Source organism: Bartonella sp. CR127HXZ (assembly GCF_042194555.1).
Taxonomy (GTDB): Bacteria; Pseudomonadota; Alphaproteobacteria; order Rhizobiales; family Rhizobiaceae; genus Bartonella; species Bartonella grahamii.
In genome coordinates, this window is sequence record NZ_JBHIMZ010000008.1 from 78735 (window position 1) to 99596 (window position 20862).

General features: G+C 37.5%; 20 protein-coding genes, 1 tRNA gene and 1 pseudogene. 6 read left to right on the plus strand and 16 right to left on the minus strand.

Features of this window, described 5'->3' with window-relative positions:
- The first annotated feature begins 23 nt into the window (after positions 1–23).
- A pseudogene (locus ACFIKY_RS06085) lies at positions 24–228 on the plus strand (helix-turn-helix transcriptional regulator).
- Positions 229–327: 99 nt separating this feature from the next.
- Here the strand turns inward: ACFIKY_RS06085 and ACFIKY_RS06090 are convergent.
- The 8 genes from ACFIKY_RS06090 to rpmH form a co-directional block, all read right to left on the minus strand.
- Positions 328–412: transfer RNA gene (locus tag ACFIKY_RS06090), tRNA-Leu, on the minus strand.
- Between the two features lie 112 nt (positions 413–524).
- Entirely contained in the window at positions 525–1145 is a 621-nt protein-coding gene (locus tag ACFIKY_RS06095; protein ID WP_375636317.1) for a 2,3-bisphosphoglycerate-dependent phosphoglycerate mutase, read from the minus strand.
- Positions 1146–1173: 28 nt separating this feature from the next.
- Entirely contained in the window at positions 1174–1986 is an 813-nt protein-coding gene (dapB, locus tag ACFIKY_RS06100) for a 4-hydroxy-tetrahydrodipicolinate reductase (RefSeq protein WP_375636318.1), read from the minus strand.
- A gap of 1243 nt (positions 1987–3229) precedes the next feature.
- Positions 3230–3922, minus strand: coding sequence for a glutathione S-transferase family protein (locus ACFIKY_RS06105; RefSeq protein WP_208439566.1), 693 nt, complete (start codon positions 3920–3922; stop codon positions 3230–3232).
- Between the two features lie 138 nt (positions 3923–4060).
- A complete protein-coding gene (gene yihA / locus ACFIKY_RS06110) occupies positions 4061–4705 on the minus strand; it encodes a ribosome biogenesis GTP-binding protein YihA/YsxC (protein WP_375644689.1) in 645 nt (214 codons plus the stop codon).
- Positions 4702–6540, minus strand: coding sequence for a membrane protein insertase YidC (gene yidC / locus ACFIKY_RS06115; RefSeq protein ID WP_375636320.1), 1839 nt, complete (start codon positions 6538–6540; stop codon positions 4702–4704). The genes yihA and yidC overlap by 4 nt, the downstream gene beginning before the upstream one ends.
- On the minus strand, positions 6530–6922 hold the full coding sequence (rnpA, locus tag ACFIKY_RS06120) for a ribonuclease P protein component (RefSeq protein WP_015856278.1): 393 nt from the start codon (positions 6920–6922) through the stop codon (positions 6530–6532). The genes yidC and rnpA overlap by 11 nt, the downstream gene beginning before the upstream one ends.
- A 117-nt stretch (positions 6923–7039) precedes the next feature.
- Positions 7040–7174, minus strand: a complete 135-nt coding sequence (gene rpmH / locus ACFIKY_RS06125; protein WP_005864709.1) for a 50S ribosomal protein L34 — start codon at positions 7172–7174, stop codon at positions 7040–7042.
- Positions 7175–7777: 603 nt separating this feature from the next.
- Here rpmH and ACFIKY_RS06130 point away from each other — a divergent pair.
- Positions 7778–8839: an Mrp/NBP35 family ATP-binding protein gene (locus ACFIKY_RS06130; RefSeq protein ID WP_375636322.1), complete on the plus strand. Its 1062-nt coding sequence runs from the start codon at positions 7778–7780 to the stop codon at positions 8837–8839.
- Positions 8840–9236: 397 nt separating this feature from the next.
- On the opposite strand, the gene ACFIKY_RS06135 is transcribed toward ACFIKY_RS06130, so the two are convergent.
- The 7 genes from ACFIKY_RS06135 to ACFIKY_RS06165 form a co-directional block, all read right to left on the minus strand.
- Positions 9237–10028 carry a pyrroline-5-carboxylate reductase gene (locus ACFIKY_RS06135; protein ID WP_375636324.1) on the minus strand — a complete coding sequence of 264 codons (792 nt, stop codon included), beginning with the start codon at positions 10026–10028 and terminating at the stop codon, positions 9237–9239.
- Between the two features lie 55 nt (positions 10029–10083).
- Entirely contained in the window at positions 10084–10329 is a 246-nt protein-coding gene (locus ACFIKY_RS06140) for a hypothetical protein (protein ID WP_015856281.1), read from the minus strand.
- A 103-nt stretch (positions 10330–10432) separates the two neighbouring features.
- Positions 10433–10801 (minus strand): YraN family protein, encoded by a 369-nt coding sequence (locus tag ACFIKY_RS06145; RefSeq protein WP_375636343.1) that lies wholly within the window; start codon positions 10799–10801, stop codon positions 10433–10435.
- Between the two features lie 4 nt (positions 10802–10805).
- Entirely contained in the window at positions 10806–11693 is an 888-nt protein-coding gene (gene rsmI, locus ACFIKY_RS06150; protein WP_375661551.1) for a 16S rRNA (cytidine(1402)-2'-O)-methyltransferase, read from the minus strand.
- 605 nt (positions 11694–12298) lie between these two features.
- A complete protein-coding gene (locus ACFIKY_RS06155) occupies positions 12299–13963 on the minus strand; it encodes a 4Fe-4S dicluster domain-containing protein (RefSeq protein ID WP_375653006.1) in 1665 nt (554 codons plus the stop codon).
- Between the two features lie 3 nt (positions 13964–13966).
- A complete protein-coding gene (locus ACFIKY_RS06160) occupies positions 13967–14887 on the minus strand; it encodes an electron transfer flavoprotein subunit alpha/FixB family protein (RefSeq protein ID WP_375636330.1) in 921 nt (306 codons plus the stop codon).
- Between the two features lie 51 nt (positions 14888–14938).
- On the minus strand, positions 14939–15685 hold the full coding sequence (locus tag ACFIKY_RS06165) for an electron transfer flavoprotein subunit beta/FixA family protein (RefSeq protein ID WP_375636331.1): 747 nt from the start codon (positions 15683–15685) through the stop codon (positions 14939–14941).
- Positions 15686–16202: 517 nt separating this feature from the next.
- Between ACFIKY_RS06165 and ACFIKY_RS06170 the strand changes: the two genes are divergently transcribed.
- From ACFIKY_RS06170 to ACFIKY_RS06180, 3 genes are all read left to right on the plus strand, one after another.
- Positions 16203–17021 (plus strand): hypothetical protein, encoded by an 819-nt coding sequence (locus ACFIKY_RS06170; RefSeq protein ID WP_375636332.1) that lies wholly within the window; start codon positions 16203–16205, stop codon positions 17019–17021.
- Positions 17022–17200: 179 nt separating this feature from the next.
- The gene (locus tag ACFIKY_RS06175) at positions 17201–18121 is read left to right on the plus strand and encodes a sulfite exporter TauE/SafE family protein (protein ID WP_015856288.1); all 921 of its coding nucleotides are present in this window, start codon (positions 17201–17203) and stop codon (positions 18119–18121) included.
- A 2-nt stretch (positions 18122–18123) separates the two neighbouring features.
- Positions 18124–18933 carry a TIGR02186 family protein gene (locus ACFIKY_RS06180; RefSeq protein WP_375653010.1) on the plus strand — a complete coding sequence of 270 codons (810 nt, stop codon included), beginning with the start codon at positions 18124–18126 and terminating at the stop codon, positions 18931–18933.
- 22 nt (positions 18934–18955) lie between these two features.
- Here the strand turns inward: ACFIKY_RS06180 and ACFIKY_RS06185 are convergent, their stop codons facing one another.
- Positions 18956–19237: a DUF6460 domain-containing protein gene (locus ACFIKY_RS06185; RefSeq protein ID WP_026500288.1), complete on the minus strand. Its 282-nt coding sequence runs from the start codon at positions 19235–19237 to the stop codon at positions 18956–18958.
- A 1003-nt stretch (positions 19238–20240) separates the two neighbouring features.
- On the opposite strand from ACFIKY_RS06185, the gene ACFIKY_RS06190 reads away from it, so the two are divergent.
- Positions 20241–20862, plus strand: a 622-nt coding sequence (locus ACFIKY_RS06190; protein WP_375661552.1) for an ABC transporter substrate-binding protein, incomplete at its 3' end; no start/stop codon positions are given.

The window sequence follows — 20862 nt, forward strand, 5'->3', positions numbered from 1 at the left end:
ATAAAAAAGAGAAAGGTAATGAGATGATATTTGATGATGGAGATAGATATGTAACAACCCGTGAATGTGCAAAGCTTTTTAGTGTATCCACAACCACGATTTGTAATTGGGTATTTCAAAGGGGTATTTCCAGAACTATATAAGCTAGGTAGAGCAGTGAGGTGGAGAAAGAAAGAGATCTTAACCGTCACTCCAAAGAAAAATAAGGAGAAAATAGGAGTAAATTAGGTAAAGTTGTATAAACCGTAGAAGGCGGTTCAAAAGGTGGTCTTAAAATGGTTATTTAAAGAAAAAAATCTATGTATTTCAATACATTAAAGATTAAAATGGTGCCCAAAAGAGGACTCGAACCTCCACGCCTTGCGGCACAGGTACCTGAAACCTGCGCGTCTACCAATTCCGCCATCTGGGCTCATAAAATTGATCTAAGCGTATGAAGCAATTCTGTCAATGAAATTATAGAATTTATTTTTTTGCTTAAAACGATTGAATTAAATTTTTTGGGAGATCATGATTTTAGAAGTTTAAGGTGTGAGGACTGTCTTTGATAAAATTGTTGAATCCGGATTAAATGTATAAATAATAGGAATGCCGGTCGCTAATTCTTGAGATATAATTTCCTCACCGGAGAGACCTTCAAGCGCCATAATAAGAGCACGAAGAGAGTTTCCATGCGCTGCGATCAAAACAGTTTGGGAGCGCAAAATATGAGGCTGGATATGGTAAAGATAATAAGGCCAGATGCGCGCACCGGTGTCGCGTAGGCTTTCTCCATTCGGAGGCGCAATCGTATAAGAGCGGCGCCACATTTGCACTTGCTCTTGCCCCCATTGTTGGCGTACTTCATCTTTATTTAAACCAGAAAGATCACCATAATTACGTTCATTTAATGCGGGATTTTTTATCACTTCTAAATCTGATTGTCCCATTTGCTCTAAAATGTACTGAGCCGTTTTTTGAGCACGCTGTAAGGCAGATGTATAAGCGATATCAAACTTCAAACCATATTCTTTCAGTTTTTTTCCTGCTGCTATCGCTTCTGCATGACCTTTTTCTGTTAAATCGGGATCTTTCCAACCGGTAAAAAGGTTTTTGAGATTCCATTCACTTTGTCCATGACGAATTAGTACAAGTATGCGTTCCATTATGAATTGCCTCTATTCTATTGATTGTTTAAAATTCATCGTTCAATCCCAAAACATCGAGCATGGAATAAAGACCGTTTTCATGATTTTTTGCCCACAAAGCTGCTTTTAATGCGCCATTGGCAAAGATAGAGCGTTCTTGCGCTGTATGTGAAAGAATAATGCGCTCATGGGAACCGGCAAAAATGACACTGTGTTCTCCAACAACTGTTCCACCACGTGAACAAGAAAAGCCAATGGAGCCTTTTTCGCGTTTACCTATATGACCATTGCGTTCGTTGACACGCACATTTTTAAGCATAACATTGCGCCCTTCAGCTGCTGCTTGGCCAAGAAGAAGGGCTGTTCCAGAAGGGGCGTCAACTTTGTTCGCGTGATGCATTTCATAAACTTCGATATCAAAATCATCGGCGCCTAATGCTTTAGCGGCTTTCTTTACAAGGTTGGCCAAAAGATTTATTCCAAGGCTCATATTTCCGGATTTGACAATTGTTGTATATTTCGCAAAATCTGCAATTTTTTCTTCTTCTGTTTTGCTAAATCCTGTGGTGCCAATAATATGGACAAGACTTTTTTGAGCAGCGTAGTTAGCATAAAGAATACTGGCTTCTGGTTGAGAAAAATCTAAAATACCTTCTGTGTTAGAAAAGGCATTTTCAGGATCGTCAGTAATGCCAATTCCAAGAAAATCTGAACCAATTAAGGCACTGGCATCTTTTCCTACAAACGGTGAGCCTTTGCGTACAAGAACAGCACAAAGCTCTACATCTCTCCTTTGTTGGATTGCTGTAATGAGTTCACGTCCCATTCTTCCATTTGCACCAACAACTGTAAGGCGCATTCTTATCTCCTTATGACATTTCACTGTGCAGTATAGGCAAATTCTTGCCTTCTTTCCAATAGTTCTTTTTCTTTATAGGAAAAAATTTTTCCTGTTTTAATTTATCTTCTTGTGCTGTAAAACACTGTTGTTTAGAGAAAGTAATATAAGATCTACAAATTTAAATAGAGATGTTTTTCGTTAGAGTGTGTGATGAATATTCCTAAATAAGGTTTGCTTATGAAACCTAATGAAGATTGTGTATTACTTCACGTTTTTGTTTCTTTCGTTCTTTAAGGGGAGGGGCGTTCTTCATGCAAAACAAGATCTCCCAAACAAATACACTTATGTTGTCAATTCATGCGCTTGTCTTAAAGAAATATTTCTCAATACTTCTAAACTATTTTATGATAGTGCTCGTGAGTGGTATCACGAGAGAGTATCCATGAATAATATAAAATCTATTCTGCGCCACTATCTTTATGCTTCATAAAAGAGAAAATTAGCACTACCGTATGTTTTGTTAGCCTTTAATGTTTTAACAATCCTTGGCACTTAGGCATTTCCATTCTTTTCTTTAATATTTTTTCACGAACCAATTCCATGTGTGACGCATAAGCAAGCGATTTTGATTGTTTCAAATTTGATGAAGGTAATGAGAAAAAGGTATTTGGAATTGATGATTCAAGTTAAAAAAAACGATTATTTATCGTTGTACATCAATAGGTTACACATAAATAAAATCACGTAAAAGAGGTGTAGAAATAAGGGGACAACAAGAAGTTGGATTGTTTACACACGAGAGTTTGTCGGATTCTTTATCTTTTAGGAAAGTCAGTTGAAAAAATTGTTATGTTGTAAAAACGCATGATGAGGCTTTGTTTATTATAGAGCAAAGAGTATATATGTTATGCAATGCGTTTTTTCATATATTGGGGAGAATGGAGGATAACATGCGTTAAGTATTGTTATTTCATTTTCCTAGCTTCCAGTGATGCTACAGCTCTTATATTTAAAGAGAGTCTTTAAAATCCTTTCTTATTATTCCTATGCTAATCTTTTTTGTGACACGTCAAGAAAGTGATTTTTTCATGCATTATAAGGGGGGATAAAATAAGAAAATATTATGGGGGGCTTATTCTCTGTTTAATATGATTCTAAATCAATGTATTATCGTATTGTTTATACGCATGCATAAAAATTCATAAGCCTATAAATATCCTTTAGATAAAATATCGTTTTTACTTTTGTTTGTGGGAGAAGGCTAGAAATCAAGATCTGCATAGTGAGCACTTGCAACAATTCCGCGGACGCGATCTGTTAAAAGAGAACGAAAAGAAGGGCGTGATTTAATTCTCATATACCAGTCTTTGGCAGCAGGAGATTGTTCCCAGTCAATTTCCCCTAGAAAGTCAAGTACAGAAATAGAGGCTGCTGCTGCTAGGTCTGCATAGGACAAGGCAGAACCGACTAAGCTATCGCGAGAGGCACAGAGCCAGTTGAGATAGTTCATATGTGGTAAAATATTGGCACGTGCATTGCGTAAAATTTGTGAATTAGGAGCACCACCACCAATGGCAAGTGGCATTTCACGTTTATGGATTCGTTCTCGTACGATATGGCGCGTTGCTTCATTTTCGAATTTATTTAAGAACCAGTCATTGAGACGGCGTACTTCCGCACGATCTAAAGGATTTTCCGGAAAGAGCTTATTGTCTTGTCGTAAACTTCCATGTGTTTCGTCTAAATATTCGCAGATAACAAGAGGACCTGATAATGGAACCTCGTGTTCATCGAGAAAAACAGGAACATGACCAGCGGGATTGAGGGCTAGAAATTCGTGTCTTCTTGCCCATTCATATTCTTCAATCAGTTGAGTGGTTACACCATATTCCCCAAGAATGAGGCGTATGAAGCGCGAGGCAGCGGATAGGGGAGAGTGAAAAAGTGTCAGCATAATTTACACTATCAAATAGAGTTGATGAGAATTCTTTCAAGTAATCATTTTTATAAAGATGCTTGACTAGAAGTACAAGATCATTAGCAGCTGCTAGTAATTATAATTAATAAATTGTTAATAATAGCAATTGTTCTTTTATGCGATGGTTTGCAAAATGGCAGCACGTAATTCTTCTAAACCGAGAGCTTTTTCTGAAGAGGTTACAAGAAGCTCAGGATAAGCTGCCGGACGTTTGAGAAGCTTTGTTTGTGTGCTCATAATTAATTTTTCCAAGGCATTTGATTTGATTTTATCGCTTTTTGTCAAAACAATTTGATAAGAAACGGCTGCTTTATCAAGGAGAGCAAGAACATCTTCATCATTATTTTTGATTCCGTGCCGTGAATCAATTAAAATATATACACGTTTTAATGTTGTGCGCCCCCGTAAATAGCTAAAAATCAAATTTGTCCACGCATCAACCAGATTTTTAGGAGCAGCAGCGAAACCATAACCAGGCATATCTACTAATGCTAGAGGGGGAAGATCTCCTAGCTGCCCACTGAAGCCATCGGGAACAAAATAATTAAGCTCTTGAGTCCGTCCTGGTGTATTTGAGGTGCGTGCTAAGCTTTTTTGTTGGACGAGTGCGTTTATTAAAGATGATTTTCCAACATTGGAACGTCCTGCAAATGCAATTTCTGGTGGTCCTTCAGGGGGGAGAAAGCGTATCGCTGGTACACCACGAATAAAAATCCAATTGCGAGAAAAAATTCCAGAAAGGGAAGAATTTCTTGTCATTCATGCACTTCTTTTTTGGGTGATCTTCTCCACATGGCTTTCAGATTATCAAAAAGCTCAATTTTCACTCCTTGGCGCTTCATCATGATACCTTGCTGAATGATTGATAATATATTGTTCCATGCCCAATAGATGACGAGACCAACAGGGAAAGAGGCGAGCATAAAAGTAAAGACAACAGGCATCCATGTGAATATCATCGCTTGGGTTTGGTCTTGAGGAGCGGGATTCATACGCATTTGTAAAAACATCGTTATTCCCATAATCAAAGGCCATGCACCAATCATAAGAAATGTTGGCGTTGTATACGGTAAGAGACCAAACAAGTTAAAAAGAGAAGTTGGATCAGGTGCCGCTAAATCTTTAATCCAGCCAAAGAAAGGGGCATGGCGCATTTCAATGGTTATATAGAGAACTTTATAAAGAGCAAAGAATATTGGGAATTGAACCAACATTGGCCAACAACCTGCAAGGGGATTAATTTTTTCGGTTTTATATAGTTCTATTATTGCTTGTTGTTGCTTGGTTCGATCATCGGGATATTTTTCTTTTATTTCTAGCAACCGCGGTTGTAGAAGCTTCATGCGTGCCATAGATTTGTAAGATTTATTGGCTAGAGGAAAAAGAAGAGTTTTTAAGAGCACTGTGACAAGAAGGATGGCTATACCAAAATTTCCTGTTTGTTTATAAAGAATATCAATGAGAGAAAACATTGGTTTGGTAATGAAATCAAACCAGCCCCAATCAATTAAAAGAGCAAATTTTTTGATTTTTAGGTCATTTTGATAGTTATTAATAATTTCAACTTGTTTTGCACCAGCAAAAAGACGATTTGTAATAGTTTTTGTTTCATTTGGGGCAATCGTTAAAAGCGATCCTAGCAAGTCAGACTGATAATGCGTTTGCAAACGATCAAAATAAATAAAACGGCTTGTATATTCTTTATTTTGCGGGGGAATAACTGCTACAGCCCAATATTTATCGGTAATACCAATCCAACCTCCTGTTACTTTTGAGAAAGTCATGCTCTTTTGCCCATTATCAGGATTCGGGTCAAGCTCTGCTAAGGTTTTATATTTTTCAGTTTTGAGCGAATCTCCTGCAATACCTATCATACCTTCATGAAGTAAATAGGTTGCATTTGTATGTTCTGGTGGTGCTGCACGTGCAACGCGGGCATAGGACGAGAGATATATTGGTTGATCACTTTCATTGCTGATAGAATCTTCAATGGTAAACATGAAATGATCATCAACAGAAAGAATACGCCGGAAGATCTGTCCTTGTCCATTATTATAAATTAAAGTGATGGGTGTTGAAGGAGTCAGGATTGTATTGTTTCCCTCTATTTGCCATTGTGTATCCGATTGTGGCAAAGCTTTTGCTGGTAAAGATGCACTTGCAAAACCAAATTCAGCAAGGTAGGTCGTTTTGAAACCCTTAGGATTCAGCAAATCGATTTCCGGTGATTTTTTATCGACTGTTAAACGATATTTTTTGAGGTGAAGATCATCAAATTGTGCACCAACAAGATTAATAGAGCCTTCCAGTTCATTGGTTTTGATCGCAATACGCTTTGTTTTGGCCAATACAGCTTTCCGGATTTCAGGTGTCATTGGCTGTTCGATGATAGATGTTGCTTGATGCGTTGAGGTATCGTCAGAAAAATTCGTCGTGGTAGTAGAAAGGGTTGATTGTTGTTTTGACAATTGCTGTGTGATGACTTGTTGTTTTTGTAACTTTGCTTGTTTGGGAGCAACATGAAGAAATTGCCATGCGATGAGCACTACGAAAGATAAGCCAATAGCGATAAAGAAATTGCGGTTATATTCCATCCGTACACCCTTGTTGTTGTTGCTGATGTTTTATTTTTGGTTTTATTCGCCGATTTAATTCACTAATTAAGGATGTAAAAGGCGCATGTAACGCATCACGATATGCTACAATGACATAGTCTGTTCCTGCTTCCATGTGGTTTGTTACACCAACTCTTACGGCTTCACGCAAGCGCCTTTTGATACGATTACGCTTCACAGCATTACCGTTTTTACGAGTAACAGTGAAGCCTACACGTGCAACAAGAGAATCTTTTCTTTCTGTTGTTTGTTCACGAGATTTAACTTCGAGCAAAAATAAAGGACCACGCCGCTTTTCTCCTGTACGGACAGCCAAAAAGTCTGCTCTTTTGCGAATACGGCAGGGATGTTTTTTCTTCATAAAAGAACATTTCGCAATTTCACTAAATGCCTGCAAGCAGGCATTAGAGGTTCATAACAAAAGTTTCACAACGAAGAAACGGTGAGCAATCCTCAACGGTTGTGAAAATTTAAATGGTTAAGCAGAGAGCCGCTTACGTCCACGAGCACGTCTTGCAGCAATAACTTTACGTCCTCCAGCTGTAGCCATGCGTGCACGAAACCCATGGCGGCGTTTACGGACAAGTTTAGAGGGTTGGTAAGTACGTTTCATTTATTTAAATACCGCGGAGTGCGGCCCTTCTTAATCTTCGTTTTATGAGCAGTTATGCGCGAGATGAACGATTTTATCCTATCATACGGCTGTTAACCCATAAGGAAAAATATAAAAAAAGTCAATCTTAGATTGTTTTTCTCTTAGATTGTTTTTCTCGCTCTTGAAAGAATACAAAACACCTTATAATTGTCTGTGATACTTTTTTTACGATACTGTAAGAGTGTCAGAAATAACGATTGAGTCTATAGAAAATAAATGACTAGGGCGTTAAAGAATTAAAGAAAGTGTGACTGATTATTGTATACTCAATTTAAAGTATCCTTTAATATTAAAATTTTTTTCAGTTTTTGTTTTTACAAAATTTTTATCAGAACATTCATTAAAGTGGTTGTAGACAAACACGATTGATAGGATTTTATAGCAGATTTTATGTTTGAGATTCTTTATTTAAGGATGGTTTCATATTTTTAAAGAGAAAAGATATAAGTAATTTATACTTTATAATTTTGAGTAAAGTAGAAAATTATCAGGTGATGAACCTGTAAGTATTTTTCGTTCTTATGCTTATATTTGCTGGTATTTTTATAGAGAGGAAAGAACGTGGATTCTATTACAAGTGAGGCTGTCCGCAACGTATTACGTAAAATCAAAGGACCAGATCTTGAAAGTGATATTGTGTCGTTGGGGCTTCTTTCAGAAATATTGATTGCTGATGGTAAGGTTTTTTTTTCCATTACAGTTCCTGATGGAGGTGTGCAAGAATGGGAATCATTGCGTCGTTCTGCTGAAAAGATGGTATGTGCTTTGGAGGGAGTGGAATCTGTTGTTATCACACTTACAGCAGAAAAAACAACAAAGGCAGCACCTAGACGGAGAGCAAATCTCTTACCTATCAAAATGCCCATAGAAGGTGTGCGGCATGTGATTGCTGTTGCTTCTGGAAAAGGAGGGGTCGGAAAATCTACGATGGCAATAAATATCGCCTTAGCTTTACAAGATTCTGGTTTCAAGACGGGGGTGATGGATGCTGATATTTATGGTCCATCTTTGCCGCGTTTGACAGGACTTGTTAATCAAAAACCACAGCTCATTGGAGAAAAAAAGATTCAACCTCTTGAAAAATTCGGACTTAAATTGATGTCGCTGGGATTTTTGGTTGAGGAAGAAAAGCCGGTAGTATGGCGTGGTCCTATGGTTATGGCAGCGGTAACGCAATTGTTACGAGACGTTTTATGGGGACCTCTGGACGTTTTAGTCGTTGATATGCCGCCCGGTACAGGGGATGCACAACTAACGCTTGCACAACAGGTACAATTAACAGGTGCGTTAGTTGTCTCTACGCCCCAAGATCTTGCTTTAGTGGATGCGCGTAAAGCAATAGAAATGTTCATGAAAGTCAATGTTCCTATTTTAGGAATTATTGAGAATATGAGTTATTTTATCGCTCCTGATACGGGAAAACGCTATGATATTTTTGGCTATGGTGGTGCACGGGCAGAAGCGGAACGTCGAGAAGTCCCTTTCTTAGCGGAAATACCGCTTGATGCAGCTTTACGATTTTCTTCAGATGAGGGGATCCCTATTTTTGTTGCTAAGCCTAGTAAAGAGCATACTAAACTGTATCGTAAAATTGTTGATCAAATAAAAAATCAACTCTTTTAAATGGATATTTGTTTGAGAAAGTTTATTAAAACACAATCATGGAAGACGTAAAAATAGTTGCTTCTTTGTAAGGGGAGGTTTTAATGTGTGAGTGGAGTATATAGGTTAAATAAACAAAAAATTATTCATGCGTTTGGATAACCTGAAGGGGACCCAAATTAGAAGAGATAGAGCCATGAGGTAGAAAAAAATATTGGTATTGAGGATAAAAGAAGAAGACAGAAAATAAAAATAATTTAGAAAAATTGTAAAAGGTTGTAAAAAATATTTTAAAAATCAATTCTTTTCATAAGATGGTATCTTTTTCAGGTGTAAAAAGCATTTTTCGATATGAGTTTTCTTGATATAAATCTTCAACATTTAGCTCTTTCTTATTGAGATGATAAAAAAATGTTGGTCAAGTCTTTTTAGAAGCATTCATTTTTTGCAAAGTAGCCTCAAGAGCCGTTGTTAAAGCATTCCTTCCCCCTTGATGAGAAAAGTAATTTGACAAAAATTCATTTGTTCCACCCTTTGTTGAAAACTCTTTTTCAAGCAGTGCAAAATCGAGAAATGCAGAACGATTCGTTGCTATAATTTTACGCATTTCATCCGTAAGATTTCCAAACATCATGGTAAGGAATTCTGCTGATTGCTGTTTTTTTAACCCCTGTGTTATAAACCACTGATGGGCTGTTTCTATAAAATTAAAATATACTCCCATCAGAGAACCAGCTGTCATAAAAAGATTAAATTGCTCTTCCTTATCCAGCACCAATGTGCCCCCCAATGCATCAAATAAAGTGCGTAAAAAGGGATGATCGGGATAGACTGGTGTCAAATTTTTGCATTCTGCAACAAAAGGTAATGGAACAGCACGATAAACTTTATGATTAATCCACTCTTCTATTTCTGCTGCTTTTGCCATAGCAAGTACGGAAATAACCAGCTGTTCTGGACGAAAATGAAGAGAGCGCAAAACGCCTTCTGCAATTTGGTTGGGCAAGCAAAGAAAAACACAATCACTAATATCGAGCAACGCTTGGTTATTTTCAGCAATTATAACTTTATCATAAGTGTTTGAAAGGCGCTCTGCTGTTTGTGCATTGCGAGGTGAAACAATAATGGAAGAAACATCAAAGGTGCTTGTCATGAGTCCATTCACCATTGAAGCACTGATTGTACCCGTTCCCAAAAAGCCAAGTTTCATTTCTATTTCTCAGTTTTATATTTTAAAAGGAATCTCAATCAACATTTCAGGTGTTTTAACTAACATAAGCGCTAATTGAAGAGGCAACACATATCATAGCAAGAATAATCAAGCCCAAATAGATTTTTGGTTTGTCAAAGAGAACGGCAAAAGCAGAAAACCAACCAACAACAGCTGCGGCTAATGCAAATAAAAAACCTGGTTTATTCATAAGTACAATATGCATTGCCATTAAACCACCAATAATCAGCGCTCCAAAAACAATGAGTAAACCTGTTGCAAACTTTTCATAATCATCCATATTTCACTCCTTATAGCGCTCAAACGGTTACACACTTTTTAACGCATATGCACATAAAAACGAAATGTTTTTTATTGAGTATGGTTAAAATGGGGGCTGCCTCTTATTGATTAGATGTAAAAAATGCAGGGATATGCTGTGGCCAACGCCAAGGTAAAATTGCAATCAAATCAAAGCGTACAGATAAAAGGGCATAATCTTTTTGCCGTGCGAGCCAAATATCGGCTGCTGCCTCAATTCGCTTTTCATTCATTCGGGAAACCGCTTCCATTGCTTCAGCCAACGTTGAACGTGCTTTAACTTCAACAATTAACACAAGATTTCCACGTCGTGCAATTAAATCAATTTCCCCACATTTTGTTTTAAAACGCATTTCGGCAATGTGAAACCCTTTACAACGTAGCCACCAAGCTGCCAATTTTTCTGCACGGATCCCTCGATAAAAAGACTTTTGTCTGCGTTTTTTTTGTATCATCTTACGCATTTTTTAAAAAAACTAACCGCTGAAAAAGTTCCTGCTTTTTAAAACCGGTCTCTTTTGCAACCAAAGCTGCTGCTTGAGCAGCAGAATGTGTCTGCGCGCGTTCTAATAGCATTTCATCAATTTCTTGATCACTTATCACATTTAAAGAAGAGGATGATTCTCCAACAAGCACAACAATTTCCCCACGAATATGTGCTTGTTTTTTGTAATTTTCCAACAAATTCCCTAAATTGGAAACATCTACTGTTTCAAACTTCTTTGTTAATTCACGACAAATGGCAGCAGGTCGATCAGCCGAAAAAAGAGTGACCATATCCTGTAAAGTTTCAACAAGACGATGCGGTGATTCATAAAAAATTAAAGTTGCTGGAATCTCTTTTAATTGTTCCAACCGTTTTCTGCGCTGTAGCTTGCGTGCACTCAAAAAACCTGCAAAAAAAAAGCTATCAGTAGGAAGCCCTGTCGGTATAAGAGCGGCTAAAAGAGCGGATGCTCCAGGAATAGGAATAATTTTATGACCAGCTTTACGGGCTTCTTCCACCAATCGAAATCCGGGATCAGAAATAAGTGGTGTTCCCGCATCTGAAACAAGCGCTACTGTTTTGTTTTCTGCTAAAGCCGCTAAGAGCTTCGGACCCGCTTTTTGCGCATTATATTCATGATAGAGAAAAGTTTTTTTTTGAATACCGTAACGTTCCAACAAAATACGTGTTACCCGTGTATCCTCACACGCTAAAATATCAATTCTTGCAAGCACTTGCAAAGCACGAAGCGTAATATCTGCAAGATTTCCGATAGGCGTTGCCACAAGATAAAGCCCTGATTCTATAACGGGTGCAGAATAAGCATGCGCACCTATAAAATATGCTTTTTCACACATGCTCTTTTCTTTTCATCAAATTTCCCTCACCACAAGAGTTTTATCCATACCCATAAGCCATTTGGGCTCATTTTTATCAGCGCATTTTTTTATCATTATAAAGGCTTACCTTACTCGAATAATCGATTACACTACAATAAGATAATCTCATATTTAACGTCTTAATCTAACATTATTATCTATTTTGATCCGCGTTATCTTTTTTAGTAAAACAAATTCCAGATGTAACCAATATTCTATCAGCTCCACGATTTTCTATAAAGTTTTTCCTTCGAGAACCAAAAAACAATTTTACCTATGCCACCATCTCACGCTTGGCTGTGCTCTTTTAAAAGCTAAGCTTTTTAGACTATTTCCATAACGCCTATCTTTCAAATATTCTATTGATATCCAAACTGTTTTTCTGAGCAAATGTAAACAGCCTGTTTTGAAACATAAACAGCTAATTGTATTGTTATTGATCAAATATAAGCCCTTATCAGAAAAATATTTCATTTTTTCATATTCTCTACAGCTTTAACAGTATAATAAGTACCTTAGAAACGTTTAAGGCTAATTGTATATTTCAATTTTAGGAGAATGAACAATGATTATACATTGGGGCATTACATATTGGGATAGAAGGGGCCCTCATTGCCTTGCGGACAGGTCCAAGTGATATTTTGGTTCGGATCTTTGATATCGCATGTTTTACAATGTATGCAATTTGAAGCGTTGATAATATAAGTCAGATGATCATTATACTCTAGCCACTCGTAGACAGCGGCGGGGCAATAGTGTGTGGAAGGTGCCCCATAGATTGCATATTCGGAGTCTTTTTGTTTTCTTAATGAGGCTATTTTTAAATGGCAAGGTTGATTTTCTTCATGGTGCGTATTGGAAAGGGCAACACTTGAAAGGCGATCAAAGGTTACAACACCATCTGGTTTTGGGTAAGCAATAGGTTGAAATTTTTTTGCTGGTTCAAGATATTCATAATCTTCCTTTTTGTGGGGGAGTGTTTTAAATAAGGAAAATCCGAACAGCTGTTGCCACCACATATCAAAACCGGCAAGTTTAATTCCATATTTTGTCCCATATTGTGCCCAGAGCGGTTTGGCATTTCGCACTTTATAAAGATCTTTGCCAATGGGACCTTTTCGCCACTGTTCTTCGATTTCTTTGACCTCATCATGGGCACGTCCTTGCGCGAGAGCGGTAGCGATTTTATCGGCAGCTAATATGCCAGATAAGATGGCATTGTGTGAGCCTTTGATACGAGGAACATTGACAAAGCCAGCAGAGCAGCCAATAAGTGCTCCACCAGGAAAGGTGAGTTTTGGTACAGATTGCCAACCTCCTTCGCTGATAACACGTGCACCATAGGAAAGACGTTTTGCACCTTTGAAGATTTCATAGAGTTTTGGATGTGTTTTAAAACGTTGAAATTCTTCAAAAGGAGAAAGATAAGGATTTTTGTAATCTAAGTGCACAACAAAACCGACAGAAATGACATTGTTTTCTTGGTGATAAAGAAAGCCACCACCACCGGTATTATTGTCTAAGGGCCAACCAGTGAAATGTTGCACTAAACCGCGTTGGTGTTTATGGGGATCAATTTCCCAGAGTTCTTTGAGTCCAAGACCAAATTTTTGTGGTTCACGATTTTTGCTAAGGTTGAAATGTTTTATCAGTTGTTTTGCAATTGAGCCGCGTGCTCCTTCCGCAATCAGAGTATATTTTGCCAATAACGCCATACCAGGCATATAATTTTTTCCAGGGGTTCCATCTTTGTTAAGCCCCATATCACCGGTGAGAACACCAATGATAGCTCCGTTATCTTTTTGGATAATGGGCTCTGTTGCTGCAAAACCAGGATAGATTTCAACACCCAACGCTTCAGCTTTTTTGCTTAGCCAGCGGCAGACGCTCCCAAGCGAAACGATATAACATCCGTTATTTGATAAGATTCTGGGATGCAAAATATTGGGCAATAGTGTCGCTTTTTGAGGCTTTAGAAAAAAAAAATGGTCCTGGGTGACAGGGGTTGTGAAGGGATGGTCGTTGTCATTTCTCCATTCTGGTAAGAGTGTATCGATACCAATGGGGTCAACAACTGCGCCCGAGAGAATATGTGCACCAACTTCGGTCCCTTTTTCAACAATTGTAACAGAAAGCTCAGGATTAATTTGTTTAAAGCGAATTGCGGCAGAAAGCCCTGCAGGTCCTGCTCCGACAATGACTATGTCAAACTCCATACTTTCACGTTGGTCATGCGGAAATGCATTCATAACTTATAAAGCTTTCTCTAATTCTGGAATAATTTGGTGGAGATCACCTACAAGGGTGTAATCGGCAATTTGCATGATGGGAGCTTCTTCATCTTTATTAATGGCAACAATAATTTGTGCATCCATTATACCGGCTAAATGCTGGATTGCACCGGAAATGCCAACGGCGATATAGAGTTCAGGGGCAACGACTTTTCCTGTTTGTCCAATTTGCCAGTCATTGGGAGCGTAGCCTGCATCAACTGCTGCGCGGCTGGCACCTAAAGCGGCATCTAATTTGTTTGCAAGGGGAAGAAGAAGTGCCATAAATTGTTCTTGAGAACCAAGACCACGCCCGCCTGATATAATAACACGTGCAGAGGTAAGATCAGGACGATCAATTTTGTTGGTTTCTTCTTTTACGAAAGAAGAAAGATTTGGATTGGGAGCTGGTGTTATTATTTTAATGGGAGCAGAATTATTTTGGGAAGGCGTTGGTGTGAAAGAAGCTGTGCGAACTGTTATAATTTTTTTATGATCATTGGTACGGACAGTTTCAAGTACATTGCCTGCATAAATGGGTCGTTTGAAGGTATCGGGTGAAAGAATGGCGGTAATATCTGAAATTTGCATAAGATCAAGAAGGGCTGCTACGCGTGGCATCACATTTTTTCCAGTGCTGCTGGATGCAGCCATGATCACATCATAATCATTTGCTAACGTGAGAATTGTATCTGCCATAGGCTCGGCAAGTTGATGGGCTAAATAGTCTGCTTTTGCAATAAGAACCTGCCGCACACTATTAAGTTTAGCACTATTTTCCGCTATCGTTTGAATTTTTTCTCCGCAAACCAGAATATCGATATCATTACTGAGTGCGCGTGCAGCGGTGAGCGCTTTTGCTGTTTCTTCTGTATTATGATCAGCCAATAAAAGAATTGCCATAAGTTTTTGCCCTTTTATGTGAGTGTTGCTTTTACTCTAGTGGTGAGAATATTAAATGCAGTTCTTTTGTTTTAGCGCACTGACAAGCTCTACTACATTCGCCACTTTAATACCGGATTGACGGGGTTTTGGCTCTTCAACGCTTAAAATTGTTAAGCGTGCTTCCGTATCGATGCCAAGATCAGCAAGAGATTTTTGCTCAATGATTTTCTTTTTTGCTTTCATGATATTGGGGAGAGAGGTGTAACGCGGTTCATTGAGCCGTAGATCGGCAGTCATAACCATGGGAAGGGGAAGACAAAGAGTTTGTGTTCCATTATCAACTTCACGAGTAACTGTAGCATGCCCATTTTCTATGTTAAGATGTGAAGCGAAAGTTGCCTGTCCCCAACCAAGAAGAGCTGCGAGCATTTGTCCTGTTTGGTTGCTATCATCATCAATTGCTTGTTTTCCTAAAAAGACCATATCGGGTTTTTCTTCATCAACAATAGCTTTGAGAACCTTAGCAATTGCTAAGGGTTCAAGTGTTTTATCCGTTGTGACAAGAAGTGCGCGATCAGCGCCCATTGCAAGTCCTGTTCGTAGAGTTTCTTGGGCTGCTTCTGGGCCAATTGAAACAAGAAGAACTTCTGAAATTTTACCGGATTCTTTCTGGCGAATAGCCTCCTCCACGGCTATCTCATCAAAAGGATTCATAGACATTTTTACGTGAGACAGATCAACACCTGTACTATCGGGTTTGACGCGTATCTTGATGTTATAATCAACAACACGTTTGACAGCGACAATTATCTTCATAATGATCCTCTTTGTTTGTATGACCACAAGTTTATAGCAATACTCATAAGAAACCAAATTGTTTAGAATGAAGTCTCATTTATAACCTGTGTTATCTTTCATATAAGCTTTTTTACGTTTACTTGTACTTTCTCGTCGTTATTTTCAATCTTCATATTTTTGCATTGCTATAATTGCCTTATTTGCTTGAATAAAAAGTAAAAAAATCAATCTGTCTTGTGAGAATATTCTTTTTTAGTTTCTTATGCTTTGTTTATGATGGTGCAATAGGTCCTTTATACAATGAAAAATTAAGTGAAAAAGATAAAAATGGGGGAATGATTTTGCTCTTCAAATCTTGAAGACAGAAAAATTAAAGATCTGTCTTTCAAACAAATATTTTGGATAAAGATTGGGGAAAATATTTCTAACAAAAAAGTTTTTAGGAGTTCTTAAAGCTCTATTTACTAAAATAGAGCACACTATCTCATCATTTGTTGCGATTCTTTTCAAAAAGATTAATGAGGGGTAGGCGTTTGTGAATACGAAGGGTCATACGATCGATCAGGCGACCAATCAGGTTAGGAATGGTAAATTCTTTTCTTTTGTTGAACAGAAAGAAAGAATGGATACTTCTGTAGAAGTAACGATGTCGGATATTGCTCAAAAATTACGCACCGTTTATACGCAAATGCAAATGAAGCATCCGCCCCGTTCTTTGATGCAGCAGAGTTCTGTAGAAGAGCATTTTAAATCTTACTTAGATGATATTAGTCGAGCTATTTTGGCTGAACATTATATACGTTGTCAAAGAGAAAAAAAGCTTTTTGAGTCTTTAGAGCAGATTAAAACAATTGTTAAAAGTTTGCAGAGTGAAAAAAAAAGCTTAGAAGAAGAAGCGGTAACACGACGGGTATCTCGTTCAAAATCACCTGATTCTGTTGTACAAAAACTTGCTCATATGGAATGTCAGGAAAATCAAGAACGTTTATTCTTTCAAAAGATGCAAAATTTTTCGAAACAAAACGGTATAATTCCACTCCAAACAAATGTTGAAAATACGTTGCAGCAAGAAAATAGAAGTTCTTTGCCCAGTGATGCTCTGAAACCTTCTTTTAAAAAGGATAAGGGAGTAGTGAAGCGTGCTGTGATAGAAGAAAAGGGTATGATGGGTGTTCAGGTATCTAATCATTGCAGTGAGAATGGTTTTTCTTCTTTAAAGGCGCAGTCTCGGGAACATGTCTCGTTTTCATCTTATTTGGTAAAAAAAAGTGTTCTTTGTTTTTTAACCGTTGTATTTGTGGTAGCGGTAACGTTATGTCTTTATAGCTTTTTAAAAGGAGCTCGTTTTTTTTAATTTGTATGATGTTGATGTTAATAGATGTGAAATGTATTGCGCATTCGTGTTTGTACGAAAGCTATAGCAACTAGAATTATTCTTTTAAACACGCAACAAAGATTATTGGAAAAGAGGATAATTGGAGAAGGATTCTCTAATTGTTAAAAAAACCTCAGATTATCTTGAAGGTTCTGTAAGTGAGTATTTATTTACCAATTGCTGAAATGTCACTCAATATGCTGATCTTGATTGGTATGGGAGTCGTTGCTGGTTTTTTTTCAGGCCTTTTTGGAATCGGTGGTGGGTTTCTCATCACACCGTTATTGATTTTTTATAATATTCCTCCTGCTATTGCTGTTGGAACAGGTGCTAACCAGATGATTGCGTCATCTGTAACAGGAGCAATTACACATTTTAGAAGACGTACGCTCGATATTAAACTTGGTATTCTTTTGGCGATTGGAGGAGGGGGGGGGTCTTTAATCGGGATTCAGGTTTTCTCTGTTTTGAAAAAGTTAGGTCAATTAGACTTAATGATTTCGCTTCTTTATGTGATTCTTCTTGGAAGTGTAGGAAGCTTAATGATCGTTGAAAGTTGGTATGATATGATGCGCAAACGTAAGGCAGGAAAAGCCAATATTCGTCTTGCTGGTCGACATAACTGGATTCATCGCTTACCCTTAAAAATGCGTTTTCGGACATCTATGATATATGTTAGCATTATTCCAGTTTTAGGGATTGGTCTCATTGTGGGGTTGTTGTCTTCTATTATGGGAATTGGTGGGGGGTTCTTTATGATACCAGCATTGATTTACCTTCTGCGTGTTCCAACCAGTGTGGTGATTGGGACTTCACTTTTTCAGATTACATTTGTGTCTTCTTTCACGACAGTTTTGCAAAGTATGACTAATCAGTCCGTTGATATTGTCTTGGCTTTTTTGTTAATGCTTGGAGGAAGTATTGGTGCGCAATATGGAACAAGGGCTGGAAGGAAGTTAAAGGCTGAACAACTGCGTATGGCGCTTGCATGTTTAGTGTTGATTGTGTGTATGCGTCTTGCTTTTCAATTATTTATACGCCCTGATAATCTTTTCTCTCTGGATATTCTTATGAGATAAAAATGGGTAGATTATTTTCTTTATACATCATTGCAGGTTTTTTTTGTTTTATTTCTTTTTCTACATGGTCACATGTTGGGACGCCAGCTACATCCATTGATCAACTTGACCACGAAACTGTCCAAATTATCGTAACAACGAATACGATTACTGTGGATGCAAATTTTGCTGGTCGTGATCTTTATATTGCTGGTGTTTTGGAAAATATTGATCCGTTATATTCTCGACAAAACCGTTATGATATTGTTGTAAGCTTGGAGGGACAAGATCGGACAATGGTGATGCGAGAAAAAAAACGCAATGCCGGTGTATGGGTTAATACAGATTCTCTTATTTTTAAAAAGGTTCCTCTTTTTTACTCTATGGTCACAACACGTGAAATTGACGATATTACGAGCATTGAAGATTATAAACGCTTGGGGTTAGGATTACTCTATTTGCCATTACAGACGGATGAACAAGACCAGAAAAAAATACAAAGCTTTCGCGATGAACTTATAAAATTGCAAAAAGCTAAAAGCCTTTATTACGAGGAAGTAGGTGGTGTTCGTTTTGGTTCTGACACACTTTTCACAGCACATTTTCGTTTGCCAGCAAATATTCCTGTTGGACATTATAAAGTTCGTGCTTATCTTTTTCGTGATGGACAGTTTATTGATAGTGCAACAACGACTCTTGAAATTGTTAAAGCACATATCGCTTATACAATTTTTTATGCAGCGCACAAGTATCGTTTTTTATATGGTATTGTTGCAGTGATTATTGCTATTACTACAGGATTTTTATGTCGTTTGATTTTTCGAAAAGATTAGCGCAAGGAAAATGTTAAGGCTTTTATTTTTTATGAAAAATTCGTAAGATAAGAAAAATAGGTACAACAACAATAGCTCCCGTCATAGTTATATGAAAGAAATTTGTAAGCGTTATAAATCCTGCTTTCCATAGTGATTGAAAAAAATCTACTATTCTTTGTATGAGGTTTCGAGGTGTCCATCCCAAAAAATTCATTACGATGCCAATGAAGAATGAAAGGATAAGCAATTTTAGACTAGCACGGTTTAATGTTCCTCCAAGAAACGCATGAGAAGAATTTAACAACTTTTTCTTTCGGTTCATTTTAATATACTTTCGAAGATCGTGTTTTTTATTATATTATCATAGTACAGCAATGTTACTAGCATAAAAGAAAAACATTTTTTATTTTTTCTTACTTTTTTAAGTTCATTACCTTAGTACTGGTGTAATAACAGTGCTGTTTTTTGAAATATACGCGTATTTTATTGCATTTTCGCGATATTTTCAGGGCGCTTCATTTAATGAAATGAAGGGGTATCCTTTTGTTTCTGAGAATTTGTAGAGAAATTTTATAACGTTTCGATATTCCGCGTCAGGGTGAGAGTTTTTGTTCGTTGAAGATTTTGTAACCGACTTATTGTTGTTGTGTATAGAAATAATATTTCAAGACAGTTTACTTAAAAAAAGACTATCTATTCTGATAAGGGTGTGCTTATATAGGTATTATATTTAGGTATTTCAACCTTAGTCATTGAAAAGATTTTTTTCTGAAAAAATGCAAGCAATGAATTGTGTGTTGTTAAAGGAGCAAAGGTATTTAAAATACAATATTGAAAAAAGTTTTGTTATGTACGGACGCGTGAGGGAATGTCAGAGGTTTGTGGTGCCCGTGCTCCTTTTATTTGGAAATAAGATATAATGAGAAGCTGTTATTTAGTGGGGAATTATGGAAAAATCCAAAATTCCTTTTGCAGAAGGGGTAGAGGTGGTTGATGTTGGGCGATGGGAAAATTTTTCTGTTTTGTTGAAATATCAAATTATTATGAAGGCTCTTTGTTATTAAGGTTTTTGAGCTAACAGGGGATTGTCCTTTGATGGCATAAAAACGCTAGAGTAAAGAAGAGCTGAACTTGTCCGACAAGAGAGAAGAAATCTTTGTCTTATAGCCTTCAATGGTAGACGTTGTAATATCATCAATAATTGGTGATGGGTTATGTCATTCATCATATATTAGATTGTTTTTCGGTGCATAGTCTAATTTTATTATTTTGCACATTCTTGTTGCGTGGGGAATTTATACAATAAACTTTAAAAGGAAAAGTCTATGAACTTAAAAAGAAAAATATTGAAAAGTAGCGGATCTCTTGTTTCTGCTCTTATTGCGCTGGGGGTAGTTGTACAACAGGTTTCTGCAAAAACACCGGCTGATACCCTTGTGATGGCTTGGAATCTTGATGCAATCAGTACATTTGATCCTGCGCAGCTCACGGATGTTTATGGAAGTGAAATTGTTCGCAATGTTTGTGATAACTTAGTCAGTACTGCGACAGATGATCCTGCTAAAATGGTTCCCGCTTTAGCAACTCATTGGGATGTTTCAGGTGATGATCACAGTACGGTGATTACCTTTCATTTGCGTGATGGTTTGAAGTTTAATAATGGCAAGCCAGCCAATGCCAATGATCTTGTTTGGGGTATGAGGCGGGTTGTCAAATTGAAGATGGGTAATGCGGCAATTTTTAATGAATATGGAATTACAGAACAAAATGTTGATGATGCTTTGCAAGCTGTTGATGAGAAAACAGTGGTGATGAAATTTGATAAGCCTTATCCAGCAGAGCTCATTCTTAATAATATTGTTGCAAGTCCTGCAACAGCTTTGCTTGATCGTAAGACGATCATGAAACACGAAAAAAATGGTGATTTGGGAAATCAGTATTTGAAAA